This is a genomic window from Chryseobacterium sp. PET-29 (assembly GCF_025736815.1).
In the GTDB taxonomy this organism is placed as follows: Bacteria; Bacteroidota; Bacteroidia; order Flavobacteriales; family Weeksellaceae; genus Chryseobacterium; species Chryseobacterium nepalense.
On the sequence record NZ_CP107053.1, the window covers coordinates 3,063,175 to 3,084,405 of the forward strand.

General features: G+C 38.2%; 14 protein-coding genes. 9 read left to right on the top strand and 5 right to left on the bottom strand.

What is annotated here, in order from left to right; translation table 11 throughout:
- Positions 1-14 precede the first annotated feature (14 nt).
- From secA to msrA, 7 genes are all read left to right on the top strand, one after another.
- A complete protein-coding gene (gene secA, locus ODE14_RS13845; RefSeq protein ID WP_263601846.1) occupies positions 15-3,089 on the top strand; it encodes a preprotein translocase subunit SecA in 3,075 nt (1,024 codons plus the stop codon).
- A 149-nt stretch (positions 3,090-3,238) separates the two neighbouring features.
- Positions 3,239-5,374 carry a TonB-dependent siderophore receptor gene (locus tag ODE14_RS13850; protein WP_263601847.1) on the top strand — a complete coding sequence of 712 codons (2,136 nt, stop codon included), beginning with the start codon at positions 3,239-3,241 and terminating at the stop codon, positions 5,372-5,374.
- A 40-nt stretch (positions 5,375-5,414) separates the two neighbouring features.
- A complete protein-coding gene (locus ODE14_RS13855; RefSeq protein ID WP_263601848.1) occupies positions 5,415-6,623 on the top strand; it encodes a PepSY-associated TM helix domain-containing protein in 1,209 nt (402 codons plus the stop codon).
- On the top strand, positions 6,620-8,737 hold the full coding sequence (locus tag ODE14_RS13860; protein ID WP_263601849.1) for a TonB-dependent receptor: 2,118 nt from the start codon (positions 6,620-6,622) through the stop codon (positions 8,735-8,737). Before ODE14_RS13855 ends, ODE14_RS13860 begins: the two co-directional genes overlap by 4 nt.
- A 154-nt stretch (positions 8,738-8,891) precedes the next feature.
- The gene (locus ODE14_RS13865; RefSeq protein WP_263601850.1) at positions 8,892-10,103 is read left to right on the top strand and encodes a PepSY-associated TM helix domain-containing protein; all 1,212 of its coding nucleotides are present in this window, start codon (positions 8,892-8,894) and stop codon (positions 10,101-10,103) included.
- An 87-nt stretch (positions 10,104-10,190) separates the two neighbouring features.
- On the top strand, positions 10,191-11,159 hold the full coding sequence (locus tag ODE14_RS13870) for an ROK family protein (RefSeq protein ID WP_263601851.1): 969 nt from the start codon (positions 10,191-10,193) through the stop codon (positions 11,157-11,159).
- A gap of 472 nt (positions 11,160-11,631) precedes the next feature.
- Positions 11,632-12,183, top strand: coding sequence for a peptide-methionine (S)-S-oxide reductase MsrA (msrA, locus tag ODE14_RS13875; RefSeq protein WP_263601852.1), 552 nt, complete (start codon positions 11,632-11,634; stop codon positions 12,181-12,183).
- A gap of 106 nt (positions 12,184-12,289) precedes the next feature.
- Here the strand turns inward: msrA and ODE14_RS13880 are convergent, their stop codons facing one another.
- Both ODE14_RS13880 and ODE14_RS13885 read right to left on the bottom strand, forming a co-directional pair.
- A complete protein-coding gene (locus ODE14_RS13880) occupies positions 12,290-14,056 on the bottom strand; it encodes a RagB/SusD family nutrient uptake outer membrane protein (protein WP_263601853.1) in 1,767 nt (588 codons plus the stop codon).
- A 15-nt stretch (positions 14,057-14,071) separates the two neighbouring features.
- A complete protein-coding gene (locus ODE14_RS13885) occupies positions 14,072-17,191 on the bottom strand; it encodes a SusC/RagA family TonB-linked outer membrane protein (RefSeq protein WP_412059340.1) in 3,120 nt (1,039 codons plus the stop codon).
- A 252-nt stretch (positions 17,192-17,443) separates the two neighbouring features.
- Here ODE14_RS13885 and ODE14_RS13890 point away from each other — a divergent pair, with 252 nt between their 5' ends.
- Positions 17,444-18,511: a phosphatidylinositol-specific phospholipase C1-like protein gene (locus ODE14_RS13890; protein ID WP_263601854.1), complete on the top strand. Its 1,068-nt coding sequence runs from the start codon at positions 17,444-17,446 to the stop codon at positions 18,509-18,511.
- Between the two features lie 37 nt (positions 18,512-18,548).
- Here ODE14_RS13890 and ODE14_RS13895 read toward each other — a convergent pair whose 3' ends face one another.
- The 3 genes from ODE14_RS13895 to ODE14_RS13905 all read right to left on the bottom strand — a co-directional run bounded on the left by ODE14_RS13895 (position 18,549) and on the right by ODE14_RS13905 (position 20,466).
- Complete coding sequence (locus ODE14_RS13895; protein WP_263601855.1) at positions 18,549-19,025, bottom strand: GNAT family N-acetyltransferase; 477 nt, start codon at positions 19,023-19,025, stop codon at positions 18,549-18,551.
- Positions 19,018-19,641 carry a ribosome biogenesis GTP-binding protein YihA/YsxC gene (yihA, locus tag ODE14_RS13900; protein WP_263601856.1) on the bottom strand — a complete coding sequence of 208 codons (624 nt, stop codon included), beginning with the start codon at positions 19,639-19,641 and terminating at the stop codon, positions 19,018-19,020. Before yihA ends, ODE14_RS13895 begins: the two co-directional genes overlap by 8 nt.
- A gap of 63 nt (positions 19,642-19,704) precedes the next feature.
- Positions 19,705-20,466: an alpha/beta fold hydrolase gene (locus tag ODE14_RS13905; protein ID WP_248389434.1), complete on the bottom strand. Its 762-nt coding sequence runs from the start codon at positions 20,464-20,466 to the stop codon at positions 19,705-19,707.
- A gap of 272 nt (positions 20,467-20,738) precedes the next feature.
- Between ODE14_RS13905 and mraZ the strand changes: the two genes are divergently transcribed.
- Entirely contained in the window at positions 20,739-21,197 is a 459-nt protein-coding gene (gene mraZ, locus ODE14_RS13910; RefSeq protein WP_248389432.1) for a division/cell wall cluster transcriptional repressor MraZ, read from the top strand.
- Positions 21,198-21,231 lie beyond the last annotated feature (34 nt).

Genomic DNA, 21,231 nt, shown 5'->3' on the forward strand with positions numbered 1-21,231 from the left:
AAAGCAAAAAATTTATGAGTTTTTTAAATAAAGTTCTTAAAGGGTTTTTGGGAGACAAGAAAGCGCAGGACCTAAAAGAAGTAAAAAAAGTTGTAACAAAAATCAAAGCTGTTGAGCCCAATATTCAACAGTTGTCTGACGATGGACTGAGAGAAAAAACTGCTGAGTTTAAAGAAAATATTAAGTCTGCAACCAGCAAAATCACAGCTCAGATAGAACAGATACAAGAGCAGATAAAAAATTCGAAAAACGTTGATGAAAAAGAAGCGCTTTTTTCAAAAATTGAAGCTCTTAAAAAGGAATCATACGAAATTGAGGAAAAAGTCCTCGGCCAGATTCTTCCTGAAGCTTTTGCCTTGGTAAAGGAAACAGCAAGAAGATGGGCACAGAATGGAGAAATCCGTGTAACAGCAACCGACTGGGACAGACAGCTGGCTGCAGCAGGTAAAGATTTCCTTGAAATCCAGGGAGATCAAGCCGTTTGGAAAAACTCATGGAATGCTGCAGGAACACCCGTAAACTGGGACATGGTACATTATGATGTACAGTTCATTGGAGGGGTAATTCTTCACAGCGGTAAAATTGCCGAAATGGCAACCGGGGAAGGTAAAACCTTAGTGGGTACGCTTCCTATTTTCTTAAATGCACTTCCGGGAAGAGGCGTTCACGTAGTAACAGTAAACGATTACCTTGCCAAAAGAGACTCGGCATGGATGGGGCCATTGTACCAATTCCACGGAATGTCGATCGACTGTATCGACAATCACCAGCCGAACTCAGACGGAAGAAGAAAAGCATACAATTCAGACATTACTTACGGAACCAATAATGAATTCGGGTTTGATTACCTGAGAGACAACATGGTAACTTCACCCTCAGAACTGGTACAAAGAGAACTAAACTTTGCGATCGTAGATGAGGTTGACTCCGTATTGGTAGATGATGCAAGAACACCGTTAATTATTTCCGGTCCGGTTCCCCAGGGAGACAGACAGGAATTTGATGTTCTGAAACCGTCTATCGACAGAATTGTTGAAGTTCAGAAAAAAACTGTTTCTGCCATTTTTAATGAAGCAAAAAAATTAATCGCAGCAGGAAACACCAAAGAAGGAGGTTTCAAATTGCTTCAGGCTTACAGAGGGCTTCCTAAAAACAGACAATTAATTAAATTCTTATCGGAAAGCGGAAACCGTGCATTGCTTCAGAAAACAGAAGCACAATATATGCAGGACAACAACCGCGATATGCCGATTGTAGATAAAGATCTTTACTTTGTAATTGAAGAAAAGAACAATCAGGTAGACCTTACTGACAAAGGTGTTGAGTATATGTCCCAAGGGAATTCTGATCCGAACTTCTTCGTTCTTCCTGACATCGGAACTGAAATTGCAGAACTGGAAGCTAAAAATCTTTCGAAAGAAGAAGAATTTGAGGCTAAAGAAAAACTTTTCTCCGAATTTGCCGAAAAGTCTGAAAGAGTTCACACCATGAGCCAGTTGCTTAAAGCCTATACTTTATTTGAAAAAGATGATGAGTATGTGGTGATTGACGGTGAAGTAAAAATCGTTGATGAGCAGACAGGCCGTATTATGGAAGGAAGACGTTATTCAGACGGTCTTCACCAGGCAATTGAAGCGAAAGAAAGTGTAAAAATCGAAGCAGCTACCCAAACTTTTGCGACCATTACCCTTCAGAATTATTTCCGTATGTACAACAAACTTGCGGGGATGACAGGTACTGCTGAAACGGAAGCCGGTGAGCTTTGGGAAATTTACAAATTAGACGTTGTGGTCATTCCTACCAACCGTCCTATTTTAAGAAATGACAAACAGGATTTGGTTTACAAGACCAACCGTGAAAAATATAATGCTGTAATTGAAGAAGTTGAAAAACTAACAGCTGCAGGAAGACCTGTTCTAGTAGGTACAACTTCAGTTGAAATTTCTCAGTTGCTTTCAAAAGCACTTCAATTAAGAAAAATTAATCACCAGGTTCTTAACGCGAAACTTCACAAAAAAGAAGCGGAAATTGTTGCAGGAGCAGGACAGCCGGGTGTGGTAACTATTGCTACCAACATGGCCGGTCGTGGTACGGATATTAAGCTGAGTAAAGAAGTAAAAGAAGCCGGAGGTTTGGCCATTATCGGTACAGAAAGACACGATTCAAGACGTGTTGACAGACAGCTGAGAGGTAGAGCAGGACGTCAGGGAGATCCGGGAAGTTCTCAGTTCTATGTATCTCTTGAAGATAACTTAATGCGTCTTTTCGGCTCTGAAAGAATTGCTAAAATGATGGACAGAATGGGTCATAAAGAAGGTGAAGTGATTCAGCATTCCATGATCTCTAAATCTATCGAAAGAGCTCAGAAAAAAGTAGAGGAAAACAACTTCGGAACAAGAAAAAGACTTCTTGAATATGATGATGTAATGAACAAACAGCGTGACGTTATCTACAAGAGAAGAAAGAACGCTTTATTCGGAGACCATTTGAAGTATGATATTACGAATATGATTTTCGATGTTTCCAATTCAATTGTTGCTAAAGGAAAAGCATCAGGAAATTATAAAGATTTTGAATACGATATCATTAAAACGTTTACGATGGAATCTCCGGTTTCTGAAAATGATTTCAAGAGCAAAACCATTCAGGATCTTACGAATATCCTGTTCAAGGCTGCTCAGGAAGATTATCAGATGAAGCTGAATTTACTGAAAGAAAAATCTTTCCCGATTATTGAAAATGTGTATCAAAACCAGGGGTCAATGTTTAAAATGATCCAGGTTCCATTCACAGATGGTCACAAAACAATGACTATTGTTACCGATCTGAAAGAAGCTTTTGAAACGCAATGCGACAGCTTAATCAACGATTTTGAAAAGAACATCACTTTATCTATCATTGATGAAAACTGGAAACTTCACCTTCGTGAAATGGACGATTTAAGAAGATCTTCGCAGGGTGCTGTTTATGAGCAGAAAGATCCACTGGTAATCTACAAACAGGAATCTTTCCACTTATTCAGTGAAATGATCGACAAATTGAACAAAGAAATTATTTCATTCTTATACAAAGGAGAAATTCCGGCATAAGAATAGTAGTTTCGAAATATACAAAGCCGCTCCAGATAGTTCTGGAGCGGCTTTGCATTATTACCGTATATTAATTTTATGACAAATATCAATTCAATTATTTATTTAGAATAATTAAAAACAATATATTTGCAGGAAATTTGAATTTCATGAAAAATATGCTGATCTGTGCGTCGATGTTAGGTTCTATGCTAACTTTTGCTCAGGAGAACGATACGATTAAGTCGAATGATATTGAGGAAGTTGTTGTAAATGGAAAATATTACAAAAAATATGTAGAAAAAGAAGGATCTTCTTCTATGCGTTTGGACGAAGAATTGATTAAAATCCCTCAGAATGTATCTATCATTACCAACAGAGCATTAGAAGATCAGCAGGTGACAACATTAAGCGACGGTGTTTTAAGAAACGTTGCAGGGGCACAGAGATTAGAACACTGGGGAGACATGTATACCAGAGTAAACATGAGGGGCTCCAGAGCTGCAGCTTTTATGAACGGAGTAAATGTTACTTCAAACTGGGGGCCGCTAAGTGAAGATATGAGTTATGTAGATCATATCGAATTTATAAAAGGTCCATCCGGTTTCCTAATGTCAAACGGTGAACCAAGCGGTATTTACAATATTGTAACCAAAAAGCCGACAGGACAATCTTTGAATGGTTCCGCAAGAGTAACTTTAGGAAGCTTCAATATGTACAGAGGTGAAACGGATATTGACACAAAAATTACAGATAAAGTTGCCTTCAGACTGAATCTCATGGCTCAGAATAAAAAAAGCTTCAGAGATTATGAATTCAACGACAGATACATTATCAATCCGTCTTTAAAAGTAAATCTAACAGATAAAACAACCTTAACGGCAGAATATATTTATCAGAAGGCAAAAATGTCTGAAGTAGGTTCTGCATATGTTTTCAGCTACGAAGGGTATGCTACCAAACCTGTAGAATATACAATGACAGATCCCGGAATTGATCCTACTAATGTAGATAATAATACCGTAAATGTTAATCTTCAGCATAAATTCAATGAAAACTGGAAACTGACCTCCCAGCTTACCTACGTTAACGAATATACCTTAGGAAGCGATATCTGGCCATCCAAATTTTTACCAAATGGTGATATGATCAGAACTCTTTATTTCTGGGAAGCAAGCAATGTAATGAAATTCGGACAGGTTTTCTTAAACGGTTATGTAAAAACAGGGGCGGTTTCTCATAAAATATTAACAGGACTGGATTTAGGCTCAAAAAAATATATGGCAGACTGGAATCAATCTCATAATCTGGATACAGATGCCAATCCTTTCAATGTAAATTCAACAACATATACTCCTCCGGCAAACGGATATGCTCAATTTGACACCAGTACCTCATTGCAAAGCAGAGCTACTCCTTACGGCACTATCGAACAAAACTATACCGGATTATATGTTCAGGATGAATTAGGCTTTTTCAATGATGCTTTAAGACTGACCCTTGCAGCGAGATATACAAATGTTAAGGAAAACTCATACGGAACCAACGCAGAAGCAGATAAAATAACACCGCGTGTGGGAATAAGCTATTCTATTGACGAAAATACCTCTGTATACGGCTTGTATGATCAGTCATTTGTCCCACAGGCCGGATTCTTCAGAACAGGAGGCATACCCAAACCTATTACCGGAAACAATATGGAAGTAGGTGTAAAAAGAGACTGGTTTAACGGAAAATGGAATACAACTTTATCATTATATAACATCATCAAAAGAAATGCTACTGTAAATGATCCTGCTAACAGCGCTCTTGAAAACTTTGTGATCGACCTTGGTAAAACCCGTGTACAGGGAATCGAATTTGATCTGAAAGGAGAAATTACAAGAGGATTTAATGCTATTATCAATTATGCATTCACAGAAAACAAAGTGACCGAATCAAACGATCCGGTAAATAACCCTGTAGGAATGAGAGTGCCTGGTTACGCTAAACATACGGCAAACGGATGGCTGAATTATACATTTACAACAGGTGCATTGGAAGGATTCGGACTTTCATTCGGAGGAACATACCTTGCTGACAGAAGCAGCTGGAACTGGGCAAGCTCCGGAGCTCAGAAAGATATGGATGATTATCTGAAGTTCGATGCCGGCTTATCTTGGGAAAATACCAAATTCAGAGTGGGACTGAATGTATTCAATGTATTTAACAGATTCCTTTATTCAGGATCACCTTACGGAGCATATTACTATTATCAGGCAGAAGCTCCGAGAAACTTCAGACTTTCAGTAGGATACAAATTTTAAATAATTAAAAGTTAACCCCTCAAAAGGTTAACTTTTTACTATGAGGAAGCGACATCACCATAAAAAGAAACCTTCATTTATAAAAAAATGGTCTGCCAAACTGCACTTGTGGTTAGGCTTGGCCGTTGGGATTATTGTTTTTATTGTTTCACTGTCAGGGACTCTGTATGTTTTCAAGGACGAAATTCAGGGCGTACTTAGAAAAGATGTTATTTATGTGGAAGCTAAAACGATTACGCATCAACCCCTTTCAATTGAAACTTTGAAGGAAAAAGTTTCTTTGGAAATTAATGAAAAGTTTCCGATCAGTTCTGTTGAAATTCCTTTAGACAAAAACAAATCTTACGAATTTTTATACTACGAAAAAGATAAAAAAGCCTGGAATTATTTCGATGAGGTGAAAATTAATACAGTGGTATATGTTAATCCTTATAATGGAGAAATTCTTGGTGTTTATGATGAAAAATATGACATATTTCCAATCCTGAAATCCATTCACTGGAGTTTATTATTAAAAACAGACTGGGGAAAATATGTTGTAGGAATTCCTGTTGTGCTCTTCATTATAATGCTCATCACAGGAATCATTCTTTGGTGGCCAAAAAATAAGACTGCAAGAAAAGGCCGGTTCCGGTTCAGCTGGAAAAACATCACCACATGGAAAAGGAAGAACTACGATCTTCACAATATTTTAGGATTTTACGCTTCATTCATTGCTTTGATATTAAGTTTATCCGGTATTTATTTTTCATTCCCCTGGGTAAAAAATGCTTTCCATTTTGTATTATCAGGATCAGCAGAGCTGCCGAAAGAAAAAGAAATTAAATCTCCTGACTCATTGTTATCAGCTAAAAAATCTGTTTTCGACCTTACCGCAAAGGAAACCAAAGAATTATATGTGTATTCATCAAGCTTTAGAATTCCGCTGAACGGGAAAAATAAAAAAGGAAAAGATCTGAAAAATATTCCGGTTACCGTATATGGTGAAGACGGCAAATTTGCCATTCGGAGCCAGCTTGTTTTTGACAAATATTCTGGAAAATTATTGATGAACAAACCGCACCAACAATTAACCACCGCCGAAAAATACGCCAATGCCAATTATGACATCCATACAGGATCTTATTTTGGGATTTTCGGAAAAATAATCTGGTTTATTACAGGTCTTGTATGCACGTCATTGCCTGTAACAGGCTTTTTAATATGGTGGGGTAAAAGAAAGAAAAAAGGAATTAGAAAATTATCATGAAAAAGACCATTTTAGCAGCTGCTGGTTTAGCCTCTGCAACGATTTTTGCTCAGCACAGCGACACATTACGGGTAAAAGATGTGGATGAAGTTGTAATGACTGCCTCGAGGAAAAAGGAAAATATTAAGGAAATTCCGGGATCTGTAACGATTGTCAATCAAAAGCAGATCCAGTCACAATTAACGGTAAATTCAGATATTACAAGCATTTTACAATATACCGTCCCGAGTCTGGCAACGAGTTCAGGACAAACCTCCAATACCGGACAAACGTTAAGAGGACGCCAGGTTTTGGTGCTGATTGATGGTATTCCGCAGTCTACCCCACTTCGAAACGGTGCAAGAGACCTTAGAGTGATTGATCCTTCCGTTATTGAAAGAATAGAAGTGATCAAAGGTGCTTCATCCATTTACGGGAACGGTGCAGACGGCGGTATCATTAATTACATCACGAGAAAAAGTAGTGGAGAAAAGAAAATCTCAGGAATTTCCCAGGCAGGTATTACGGGTCAGCCATACGGTGGAACATTAGGATTCAGAGCGAGCCAGCTTTTATCAGGAAAAATTACCAAAAATTTCGACTATGTAGCATCTTTCGCTTATGAAAGAGCGGGATACATGAAGGATGCAGATGGAATAAACCTCAGCCCAACCTACAGCACCGCAAAAATGGATAATTACAACGGAATGCTGAAGCTGGGATACAATTTGAATGAAAATAACAGAATTGAAGCCTCCTATATCGGATATGCCTCCAAATCTGATCTTAATTTAGGCCTTAAAACCGGAAAATACGGATTGATCCCGACGATTGGAGAAGGCCAGGGAAAAGGATTGGAAACCACACCGCAGGGAACGCCCAGAAATCACAATCTGAAATTAAGCTACGACAATAAAAGAATCTGGCAGGGAACTTCATTAAATGTAAATCTTTATCTTCAGGATTTCAGAACGGTATACGGATACAGCGATACCTTCTTCAATGGCGGACAATCGAATGTAATTTCAAAAAAATACGGCGCAAGAGCCAATTTTGACTCCCAACTCTGGAATACGCGTAATTCACAAGCTGAAATGATTTACGGGGTTGATATCCTGAATGACCAGACCGTTCAGAAACTGGAAGACGGCCGCTACTGGACGCCGGATATGAATATGACAAATATTGCCCCTTTTATGTTGGTTAAAATTGATCTCATGAAAAAATTAACCATTAAAGGAGGGCTCCGTTATGAAAACATCAGAGTAAAAGTTGGTGATTTCAATACCTTGTCAACCATTAAAAATGACGGAACATTCACCCAAAGCATCTTTGTAAAAGGAGGAGATCTTGAATACAATGCGGTGGTAGGAAACGTGGGAATTCGTTATAATATCAATCAGGCAATCAATATTTTCGGGAGCTTTTCCCAGGCATATTCTATTAATGAATTGGGAAGAATATTAAGGACCTCAACTTCAGAAACGATCAATAATCTGGAAACAAAACCGATTATTGTTAACAATTATGAATTGGGGGCAACAGGACAAATCACCAAATGGCTCAATTATGAACTCACGTCTTACGTAAGTACTTCAAAATTGGGAGCGACTTTCATACAAAGTCCGGATCGTGCATTGACAATTCAGAGAGCTCCTGAAGTAGTGTACGGAGTGGAAGGATTTCTGCATTTTTCTCCCACACAATGGATCAGTTTCGGAGGAAGCTACAGCTGGATGGAAGGTATTACCTCACCTAAAGATGACGGCGACTATTCTACCAGGATCAATAACAGCAGAATTTCCGCGCCTAAAGTTTTAGCCTATATTCAGGCAAGACCCATTGATAAATTATCTATAGGACTGGATATGCTTCATGCTTTTGAGCAGGACAGATTTCAGCCAAATGTTAAAACCGGACTTTTTGTATATGGTGAAGGAAAAGTTCCTGCTTATACAGTATTCAATTTTAAATCCAGCTACGATCTCAACAAAAACTGGAAACTGTCATTAGGAATTGAAAATCTTTTTAACAAAATGTATCAGCCGGCAATTGCATGGTGGGCAGCCCGGGATAGTGATTTTACCAATGCATTGGGAATGAGGGGCACATTCATCATCGAATATAAATTTTAAAATTAATTCTGATTTAAATTAAAATAAAGCGTTTCACTAGTAATTGAAGCGCTTTCTAATTTACATTTAAAATTAAAAAAACCTGATGAAAATCCTTAATTGTAAATATTCTAAATAAAAATTAAACATTATCTTTGCGGCAATTAGGATGAATATGAGGAAAAAACATCACCATAAAAAAAAACCAAGCACTTTTAAAAAATGGATCGGCAAGCTGCATTTGTGGCTTGGATTAGGCATCGGTTTTCTGATTTTCATTATCTCGATTACCGGAGCATTATACGTTTTTAAAGATGAAATTGAAAATTTCACCCGCAAAGAAGTAATTTATCATAATGAGCAACAAATTGATCAGAAACAGGTTCTCCCGATCCGTGTTCTGGAAAAAGCCGTTGTAGAACAGGTAAAAGAAAAATATCCTGTTCATTGGGTAAATATTCCGATTGATAAAAAGATGTCTTATCTCTTTTACTGGTACGAACACGATCCCAAAGGCTGGAATTATTTTGATGAATTTCCGATCTATAAAGTAGCATATGTAAATCCTTATAATGGAAAAGTCTTGGGTACTTACGACGAGAAAAACGGATTTTTCCAGATTGTAAAAATGATTCACTGGAGCTATCTTCTGAAACAGTCCTGGGGAACGTATCTGGTGGGCATTCCCGTGATCATATTCATTATCATGCTCATTTCAGGCATCATCCTTTGGTGGCCGAAAAATAAAGCCGCCAGAAAACAGCGTTTTTCTTTTAAATGGCAAAACGTAAAAGGCTGGAAAAGAAAAAACTACGATCTTCATAATGTTCTTGGTTTTTATGCTTCGATCTTTGCGCTGATCTTTTCCATAACCGGGTTATTTTATGCTTTCTTTGTCGTTCAGGCTGCGATCTATTTTATTTTTTCCGGAGGTGAAACTGCTTATCCTGATTTTTCTTCCATTAAAACCAAAGCTCCGATTGAAATGAGAACAGAAGGAACTTTAGATAAGATCAGCAATACCGTTAAAGCAAAATACCCGGATTCTTACGGGTTCTCTATTGATCTCGGCCATGAGCATATGGACGATCATGAGCACCCGAATTTTGAAGTCTACGTTAAACATTTATCCTACTCTTATCATAAAAGCAGCAGCCTCATTTTTGATGAAAACTCAGGAGAATTGCTTCATACCCACGATATGAAAGATAAAAATTTAGGTGAAAAAGCGGTGGGCGCCAATTATGATATTCACGTAGGATCTATTCTGGGACTCCCAACCAAGATCATCGCTTTTATCGTAAGTCTCATATGTGCTTCATTACCAGTAACAGGCTTTATGATATGGTGGGGAAGAAGAAAAAAGAAAAAGGTAAAAACAACATAATATTTTTTTAAAATAAAATGCTGCTTAATCGTCTAATAATAATATCTTTTTTATAATTTTAGCCTTTTAGAATTATTAAGAATAGAAATGTCATTAGTAGATTTGTCAAAACATGTTGCGCTGGGAATTGATATTGGCGGAACAAATACAAAATTTGGAGTGGTAAACCACAGAGGTGAGGTTTTGGAAAAAGGAAATATCCGGACCGATGCCTATCCTACCGTAGAAGAATATATTGATGCTTTATACGAGGCTGTTCATCCTTTGATTGAAAGCCACGGAAAAGAGAAAAATTTTGATGGGATAGGAGTAGGAGCTCCAAATGCCAACTACTATACAGGAACCATAGAGCAGGCCCCGAACCTTCCCTGGAAAGGAATTATTCCTTTTGCGGAACTGATGAAAGCCAAATTCGGACTGCCCTGTACCATAACCAATGATGCCAATGCTGCAGCCATCGGAGAAATGCTTTTCGGGGCAGCAAGGGGAATGAAGGATTTCATTATGATCACTCTTGGAACAGGTGTAGGAAGCGGCATCGTTGCAGGCGGTAAGCTTATCTACGGACATGACGGATTTGCCGGAGAGCTTGGACATACCATTGTAAAACCTGGCGGAAGAAAACACTGGAGCACAGGTTCCGAAGGAAGCCTTGAAGCGTATGCCTCTGCTACAGGAATTGCCATTACTGCAAAAAAAATGCGTGCTGAGTTTCCGGAGTCTCTGCTCAATAAATATCCTGAAGAATCCATAAATTCTAAAACCGTACACGAATGCGCATTGAAAGGTGACCCGATTTCCATTGAGGTCTTCCGGTACACCGGGCAGAAATTGGGCGAAGCCTTGGCTAATTTCGTGATGTTTTCGTCTCCTGAAGCCATTCTTCTTTTTGGCGGAGTGATCAAAGCGGGTGATTTTATTTTAAAACCTACAAAACTTCACATGGAAAGAAATTTACTTCCTATTTTCAGAAATAAAGTGAAACTCGTTTTCAGTGAACTTGATGAGGCAGATGCTGCTATTCTGGGAGCAAGTGCTTTGGTCTGGGAGAAATAAATTGAATGTATACATAAACATGAGCATCCTTTTTAAGGGTGCTTTTTTATTGATAAATATTTTCACGCAAAGATAAATTGCTGTCTCGCTGATTTTAGAAGACAAAAGGCAATAAGTTGCTGCACGAAGCGAACGTCAACTTCATCAATCAGCTTGCTGATACTTCTTTGTCTTCTCGAAATAATATGCTGTGAAAATAAATTCTTTGCGTCAAATAAAATCGCGCTGATTTAGCAGACTTTTGTTTTAGAAATTCATAGTTTTACTGTTTTATATGCTTAAAAGAACGTTTTAATCTTAAAGTCAATTATTCTTACTTGCTGCAAAAAATAATTTGTCTGATCTATCATCATCATTTAGATTTGAATCGGATGATGACGCAAAAATTGAAAAACTTTTCCTTATTTTTGATTAGTTTTTTTCTCCATTATTCTTTAACGAGAAAATATTCAAATACAATAATCAACTTACAATGAATAATAATTTAGAGCAAATTACTTTCGGTGGCGGGTGCTTCTGGTGTGTGGAAAGCTGTTTTAACATGCTGAAAGGCGTGCAGTCTGCTATTTCAGGGTATTCAGGAGGACATAAAGACAGTCCCACTTATGAAGAAGTATGTACGGGAGAGACAGGGCATGCTGAGGTAGTACAGATTACCTATGATCCTTCCATTATTTCCTATGAACAGTTAATGGATGTCTTCTTTTTCCTTCACGATCCTACACAGCTGAACAGACAGGGTAATGATATCGGTACCCAATACCGTTCGGTAATCTATTATAAAGACGACGCTGAAAAAGCAAAAGCCGAAGAAGCCATTGAAAAATCTAAACAGTCCGGAAGATGGCAGGGAACCTATGTTACGGAATTGACGAAATTCGAGAAATTCTGGCCGGCAGAACAATACCATCAGGGATATTATAATGAAAATCCCACACAGCCTTACTGCAGCGCCGTGGTAGGTCCTAAAATCCAGAAATTCAAAAAGCATTTCGGTGAATTGGGAATGCTGAATGCAGAGTAATAAATAAAATCAAACCTTGAAGGTTTAAAAGATTAAAAAAATAAAGCGAAGAGAAACTGTTCTCTTCGCTTTTCTAATAATAATTAATGGTAAGTCTATGAGTATATTAATATCCAGGATTTTGTGTAAAATCTTTTGAGGCGTCAATAGTTGCCTGAGGAATCGGGAAAATTCTTCTGTAAGGCTGGGATGCAGGTTTTGCTGTTCCGGCAAGATCAAACTTCCCGAACCTGATCATGGCTTTTCTTCGGTACATTTCCCAGTAAAGCTCAAATCCTGATTCTCTGAATAATATATTCGCATCAAGAGTAGTTAGAGCAATACCCGGAGCATTGTTCTTTAAAGCGTCATTCGTTCTGCTTGTTCTCAGTATATTGACATCTGCCAATGCTGCCGTTATATTTCCGCTTCTGAAATACGCTTCCGCCCTCATCATATAGATGGTTCCCAGTCTGTACAAAGGTACATCCATCCCACTCGTTCCGTTGTTTCCGTACCCGGGATCAAATTCAAACTTGAAATTTCTTACCCCTCTGTTGATCTGTGCCTGCGTAAATACGGCTTCCGAAGGATTGTCAAAATTCAGCTCAGGAGTAAAATCAGCTGCAAGCGTCGTATTTTTTTCTGTGAATAATTTGTACACTTTAATTCTTCCGTCTGAAGTCATATCAAAATTACCGTTTGAAAGAATTTTAGGACCATACTGTTGCCCAACCTGCAGACCTCTGTTGAAATGAAACCACGGTTTTCCGGTTCCTTCCACTTTGCTTGTAGAAGGCACGCTCACATCGGTACCGTCATTTCGGAACCAGGTTCCGTCTTCGTACTGGTATGATCTCTGAAAGCGTGGGTCATCGTGATTTCCGTTCCACGAGTAATAAAATTCAGGAGTTATACAAGAAGCATTGGTTCCTCTGTTATCCGGAGATGGCTTTTGAATTCTTTCCATCGACATATAAGCAAGATCATTATCAGAACCTTTATCAGAGCCTGCAAATTTCTTCTGAACGACCGAGAAAATCATTTCCTTACTGTTGTCATTATTGATATCGAAATTGTGGAAATAATTGGACTCTAAGCTAAACAACGAATTATTAATCAACAAATTAGAATACTGAATTACTCTATCCATATCTGTCCCTCCCCCATTTACAGCCTGTTCCGTGAAGTTGAAGGAACTTGCAGTTTTATTCTTAAGAACTGCCCGGTTCAGATACATATCTGCCAAAAGAGCATAAGCCGCCTGTTTCGTGAATCTTCCTGCATGGGTATTCTGGGTTTTAATATCCGCTAAATTAGGAATAAGTCCTTCCACTTCTTTAATCAGCTCATCGATGGTTGTATCTGCTTTTCTGATCTGGATCGGCGCGTTGATATTGTCCGGATCTCGGTAAGGAGCCTGCCCAAACAAATCAATCGTGGTATAAGTATAAAATGCTAATAACCCTTTTGCTTCAGCTAAAAATAATGTCTTATTGCTTCCGGTACTTTTATTGGCACTTGAGATGGCGGTTAAAGATTTTGTAATTCCGAAATTCAGCTGGTTCCAGGTTGTTTTCACCACATCACTGTTGGCATCCCAGGTAAATTCATGCATGGCCCTCCATTTCCCGCCGTCTCCCCAGTCACTTCCTCTCGTTGGTAAGAGCGCTTCATCCGTAGAGTATTCCTGCAAAGCAAAAACACTTCCGTGATCTACAAAAGTTCCCTCCCCAAGCTGGCTATACGCTGCAGCAAGAGCCGCTTCCGGATCTGCCACTTCAGCACCCAGTACCTCATCGATTACTTTTTCATCCAGATTGGTACAGCCTGTTAAGGCCAATACAGCAACGGATAAAATGATTTTATTGATCGTTAAAAATTTAGATTTCATAATTTTTTAGCTTAATTAAAATTTAACAGTTGCTCCCAGAATGAATGTCTTTGCAGACGGGTAAGTAGTGTAATCAATTCCCAGAGACTGGTTTCCTCCCACCTGCTTATTGGTGTCAACAAGCGGATCGTATCCGGAGTAATTGGTAATGGTAAACAGATTCTGAGCACTGATATACAAATTGATGCTTTTCAGGAACTTCAATTGGTTCATATCAAAAGTGTATCCTAATCTTACATTATTCAGACGAAGAAAATCTGATTTTTCAAGATATAATGAAGACAGCTGCGGCTGATTGGTAAAGCTTGCCCCTGATTCATAAAAACTTTTCAATACGTTTCTGTCTGATGCCAAATTATTGATGTTCAGATCCAATGCGGTATTATTTACCAGGTAACCTCCGGTTTGTCCGATGAAAGAGAAGGCGAAATCAAACTTTTTATATTTCATGTAAGAGTTGATCCCGAATGTGAAATTAGGAATAGCTCCTTCAAAGATCTTTCTGTCATTCTGGTCGATTCTTCCGTCTGCATTCAGGTCTTCATAAATGTATTTTCCGTTCGCGTCGATTCCCAGGTAATTGTACATATAAAAAGATCCTGCTTCATAGCCGTTTCTATAAATATTGGCAGTAACCCCGGAAAGTCCCGGCCCGGAAACTTCTCCCGAATAAATGGCAGAAACCGGAAGGTCTTTTACCACATTATTCACCGTTGCTCCGTTTACATCAACATTCCAGGTAAAGTTTTCATTCCGAATAATTTCTGAACCTAATGAAAATTCAAAACCTTTATTCAAAATTTTCGCATCGACATTTTTCCATACGGTACTGGTAGGACTTAGAGGGCTTGAAGGAATATTCAGAATAGGGTCTTTTGTTGTTTTGTGATAATATTCAAGCGATCCGTATAATTTGTTTTTCCATAAGCTGAAATCCGCACCAATATTACTTTGCTCTACAACTTCCCATTTCAGATCAGGATTTACCGTCCTGTTAATAGATACGCCGTTAATTAAATTTAAATTAGGATATAAATAGTATCCCGCGGCCTGCGTAAGAGACGAACTTGCCTGCGTAATTTTATTCGGAACTTCCTGGTTTCCGGTTTGTCCCCAGCTTCCCCGCAATTTTAATTCGTTGATGATTTGTGAGTCTTTAAGGAAATTCTCGTTAGAAACCGTCCATCCCACAGCAACAGAAGGAAAATATCCGTATTTATTATTTTTTCCGAAACGCGTGGAACCGTCTGCTCTCAGGGAAGCTGTTAACAAATATTTCTTATCAAAATTATAGTTAACCCTTCCGAAATACGATTGTAATTCATTTTCCTGAGCATAACCTGCACCCGGAACAAAAGCCGTCCCCGAATATCCCGGATTAATTTCCGGAGAAATTCCCGCTCCCTGCGCAGCAATATCTCTTACTCCGAAATAAGTCCCCGTATTCTTAAATTTCTGATAAGAGAAACCACCAAGAACATTAAAATTATGCCTGTTCAGATTAAAATCATACGTCAGATAATGTTCCAAAAGTACGTTGTAAGAATCCAGATTAGCCTGTACATACATCCCTTTCGGCGTTCTGTCGGTAACGTTCGGGTACATGGTTGTATTTCTTTCCGACATGGTTTTATCAACACCCAGATTAAATTTATAATTAAGTCCGGGTAAAATTCTCAATGTCGCTTCCGTATTTCCCAAAATCCTGAACGTATTGGTTTTGTCATTATACACACTCAGCAAATACAAAGGATTGTAATGAGCATTCATATTGAAATTGGTGAAATTTCCGGTTTCATCGTATACAGAACGGGTAGGATTCGCCATCAAAGCATGGATAATCAGCTGACCGTCTGAACCGGCATTTCCTCCGTTCGGAATTCCGGTTTCTTTGATGTCACTCGCCGTAAGGTTTAGTTTTACCTTTAATCTTTTATTATCGAAGAAAGATTCTTCCGCATTCAGGCGGGCAGTTGTTCTCTTAAAGCTGCTGTTTAAAACAATACCATCCTGATCCATATGAGAAAGGGATGCGAAATAACTTCCTGTGTCCGTAGCTTTTGAGAAAGACACCGAATGATTGGAAGAAACGGCATTTCTGTAAATTTCGTCCTGCCAGTCGGTATTTCCTCCATGATCATACAAAGGATTAATACCAGCCGCTCTATATTCATCCGCCGTTAAAAGATCGAGCTTCTTAATGACTGAAGAAAAACCTAAATAGGTATCATAAGTGAAGATCGGCTCTCCTTTTTTTCCTCTTTTTGTAGTTACCAGAACAACTCCGTTTGATCCCCTTGCTCCATAGATCGCTGCAGCCGATGCATCTTTTAGTACTGTGATTGATTCTATATCCGAAGTATTCAGAAAATTCAGCGGGTTTTTAGCCTGTACATTTCCCAAACCTACATTCGGGCTTTGCGCGCTTACCGGGTCGTTATTCAACGGCACACCGTCTACAACGAATAAAGGTGTACTTCCGCTTCTGATGGATCCGATTCCCCTGATGGAAACATTCACACCGGCCCCCGGTTCACCACTGGTCTGTACAATACGCACCCCTGCGATTTTTCCCTGCATCAGGTTGTCTACAGAAATGTTCATCCCTTCTTTGAAGTTCTCTGCTTTCAATTGGCTGATCGCACCGGTTAAATCAGATTTTTTCTGAGACCCGTATCCTACAAGTGTTACTTCTTCAATAGCGGTGGTTTCTTTCTTTGATTTCAGCTGAACCGAAACCGCAGTTCCTGAAATTTTGGTTGTCTGAATTTCATATCCATCATAAGAAATGGATAATGTCTGACCGATATTTGCAGAAATTGTGAAATTTCCGGCATCGTCGGTAGTAGCCTGAATTCCGGTTTCAACAACAGTAATTGTTGCTCCTGCAATGGCAGCACCGTCCTGATCCGTTACATTTCCGGTAATTGTTTCGTTCACCTGGAAAGCAATACTGTGATTTGCCGAAAGATTTTCTGCATAGGTTTGATTTGCCAACAGGAAAATCATCGCAACCGGAATTAGTTTCTTAAAACTAAAAGAGTTAATTTTGTGGTACATATCATTAAGTAAGTAATTACATGACGTTACATGCTTAGTAAAAGCCGCTGTTGTTGCCGCAACAGTGGTTTTCATTTCTGCCCGTCGTTAGTTTTTATTTCGGGATACAAAGTAAAAACGTTTAACCTGAAAACATTTTAACATAATATTATCTTAAAATCAATAAAATATCAATTCCTTATTGATTGTTTAAAATTGACATTTTAATTTTCAGCCAGTTAATAATTCATCATGTATATTCATTTACATAATCTTAAAGAACACTTAACATAATATACAAGCCGGCTATCATAAGACTTCCTAATTTCGCCAAAGAAAATCGAAACAATGAAAAAGGTAGTTCTTTTAGGATTGTATGTAACATCTATACAACTTTTCCAGTCACAGACGCAGAATCTTAATAATCTAAAAATAAATCAGGTACAGGTAATAGGCTCCCATAATTCTTATAAAAAGGCAATTTTGCCGGAAGTGTACCGCTATTTATCACAAAAAGACACCTTGAATTTTCTGCCGAGAATTCAGTATGAACATATTCCTATTCCGCAACAGCTGGACCTCGGCTTAAGAAATCTTGAAATAGATGTGTACGCAGACAGCAAAGGCGGAAAATATGCCCATCCTAAAATTCTGGATCTTGTAAAAACTTCCCAGCCATTTGATCCCGAAGGTAAAATGAAAAAGTCCGGCTATAAAATGATTCATATTACAGACATTGATTACCAGACACAATATTATACACTGGAAGACTGCCTGAAAGATTTAAAGAAATGGTCGGACATGCATCCTGATCATGATCCTGTTTTTATTACTCTGGAACCAAAGGACGGAAAAGCCAACCAGTTCGGAACAGAACCGGAACATTATACTTCAAAACTTTTTGATGATCTTGACAATGAGCTCAGAAAATATTTAGGGGAAAATAAAATCATTACTCCGGATGATATCCGCGGTTCTTATAAAACTTTAAATGAAGCTGTTTTAAATAAAAACTGGCCAAAGGTACAGGATGCGAAAGGCAAGTTTCTGTTTGTTCTCGACAACAACAGTGAAAACAGAGATCTTTATATGAAAGGACATCCTTCGCTGAAAGGAAGAATAATTTTCACCAATTCCGAGCCGGGAACGCCTGAGGCTGCGGTGTTATTCAGAAATGATCCGAATCCCGAAATTGCAGAGCTTGTAAAACAAGGATATATCATCAGAACACGGGCAGATGCAGATACGATGGAAGCCCGTAAAGAAGATTATTCAAGATTTGAAAAGGCTAAGGAAAGTGGTGCCCAGGTTATTACAACAGATTATTATCAACCAAGCAAACTGTTTAAATCCAGCTATAAAATCAGTTTTGACAATAATTCTTACGAAAGAAAAAATCCCGTAAACGGAAATTAGAACATTTTTACAATTAGATTTATATTGGAAAAGGCTTTCAGAGATCTGAAAGCCTTTCCTGCTTTTTCCGGCGGATCATTTCCGTATGCGGAATATCATCTTCCAGATATTTCTTTCCGGTATCTTCAAAACCGAATTCTCCGTAGAATTTAATTAAATAATCCTGTGCGGAAATTCTTACTTCACTGGTACGAAAGCGCGCTTCGATAGCTTCAAGAGCATAGGCTATCAGCTGCTTTCCAAGATTTTTCCCTCTCCCCTTTTCAGTGGTCAGCACTCTTCCAATCGAGGCTTCAGAATATTTAATGCCTTTGTCAAAAATCCTGCAGTTCGCGAGAATTTCACCGTCTTTCTCAGCCCAGATATGAATTGCTTTCTGATCATAATCATCCAGATCAGGATATGGACAGTTCTGCTCTACTACAAAAACATTGATTCTTGCTTTAAGAACATTATATAATTCCGGAATGGTAAATTCTTCAAAAGTTTTGATCTTCCAGGTAATATTACTCATCGAAACTTACATTATTATTAGCAAGAAATTCATTGGTTTTTTGAATAAAATCAAGGATTTCATCGCAGCCTTCTTTTTTCTCTGCAGAGGTTACGTAGATTTCAGGAAGATCTTCCCATGTTTTGTGCAGCTCTGTTTTATAATCTTCAACATTTTTTATCGCGGCATTTGGTTTTAGTTTATCCACTTTCGTAAAGACAATAGAAAAAGGCACACCGCTTTCCCCGCACCACTGAATGAATTCCATATCGATCGTCTGGGGTTTATGGCGGGAATCTACCAGCACAAAAAGATTAACGAGATTTTTTCTGTTAAGAATATAGTTTGTAATCAGCTTTTCAAAATCTTTTCTGATTGACTTCGACACTTTAGCATAACCATATCCCGGCAAATCCGTAAGATACCAGTTTTCATTCACTAAAAAATGATTGATGAGCTGGGTTTTCCCTGGAGTTTGGGAAGTTTTGGCGAGATCTTTATGATTCATCATGGCGTTGATGAGTGAAGATTTTCCAACATTGGATCTTCCGATAAAAGCATATTCCGGAATATTGGGCTCCGGACAATCCTGCCATTTACCGCTACTCTTTACGAATGTTGCTGTTTTAATAACCATCTTAAAATATTTTTAGAAAAACAAACCATTAAGAAAGTTCTTAATGGTTCATTTATATTTAATTTAAACTTTATCTTTTAACCAGCTGTACAGAATTTCATTAAATTCATCCGGCTTTTCCATCATGGCTGCGTGACCGCATTTGTCTATCCAGAACAAATCAGAGTTCGGAATGAATTTATGCATATCTTCCGCTACTTCAGGAGGCGTTACGTTGTCCTGTTTTCCCCATATGAGACAGGTTGGCGTAAGGATCTTCGGAAGATCATGAATCATATTATGCTTGATCGCGCTTCTGGCCAGCATGACGGTTTTGATCCCTTTCATCCTGTCATTCACCACTGAAAAAACCTCATCTACAAGATCTTCCGTAGCAATAGCAGGATCATAGAAAACCTCTTCCGTTTTTTTCCTGATATACGAACGGTCGTTTTTTCTCGGAAAACTATCTCCGAAAGTTCTTTCATACAACCCTGAACTTCCTGTCAGAACAAGATTTTTGATCAGGTCCGGTCTTGCCAGTGTTAAAATCAGCCCTATATGCCCTCCCATTGAGTTTCCTACAATAGTTACGGGCGCCTCTACATGGGTTTCAATAAACTTGGCGATATATTTTGCTAATGTTGTAAGATTGGTATTGAGTACCGGCAAATCGTAGATTGGCAGCTGGGGAACATATACTTTGAATCCCCTGTCTGAAAAAAAATCAACCATCTTATCGAAATTGCTCAACCCACCCATTAAACCATGCAACAGCACCAATGGATGTCCTTCTCCCGCCTCAATGAAGGTGTATTTCTTTTCTTTTTTTGTACTAAATATCATAAAATGCCTTAATAAAGCCTTGCAAAAATACAAATTAAACCTCAAAAATATTTTGATAAGCCTAATTTAAAATAAAAATAATATACCAAACTGCTTTTTAAAGCATTTTTTCTTAAACACTTTGCTATGGGCTGAATAACAACTTAGTCAATATCCTATATACCAGTTTACTAAACAACTGAAATTCAAGATTTAATAAAACTTATCAACATTAAGGCAAAAAGTGGGAAAAAGTGGGAACTTTTGGAAATTATTATATAAATTTGTCCCAAATGAAAAATTTCATTGGAACATATGAGTGTAAAATCGATGATAAAGGGCGTTTAAAGCTACCTTCTTCTTTGATTAAACAAATGGAAAACTTCGACGACAAAACGTTTGTGGTTAAAAGATCCGTGTTCCAATCCTGTCTGGAAGTTTACCCTATGAATGCATGGGATAAAGTGATGGGCAAAATTAATAAACTAAACAGATTCATTAAAAAGAATGCTGATTTCATTAGAATGTTTACGGCAGGTGTAAAAACAGTAGAGCTGGACAATGCAGGAAGACTTCAGATCTCAAAAGATCTGATGACTTTCGCAAACCTTCAGAAAGATATTGTAATTACAAGCGCAGGAGAACTCTTCGAAATATGGGATAAAGACGCTTACGAAAAAGTAATTTCCATCAACGAAGAAGACTTTGCAAGCCTAGCCGAAGATGTGATGGGCGCTTTCGATGAGGAATAAACGAAGCTGATTATTAATTAAAAAGCTAAAAAAC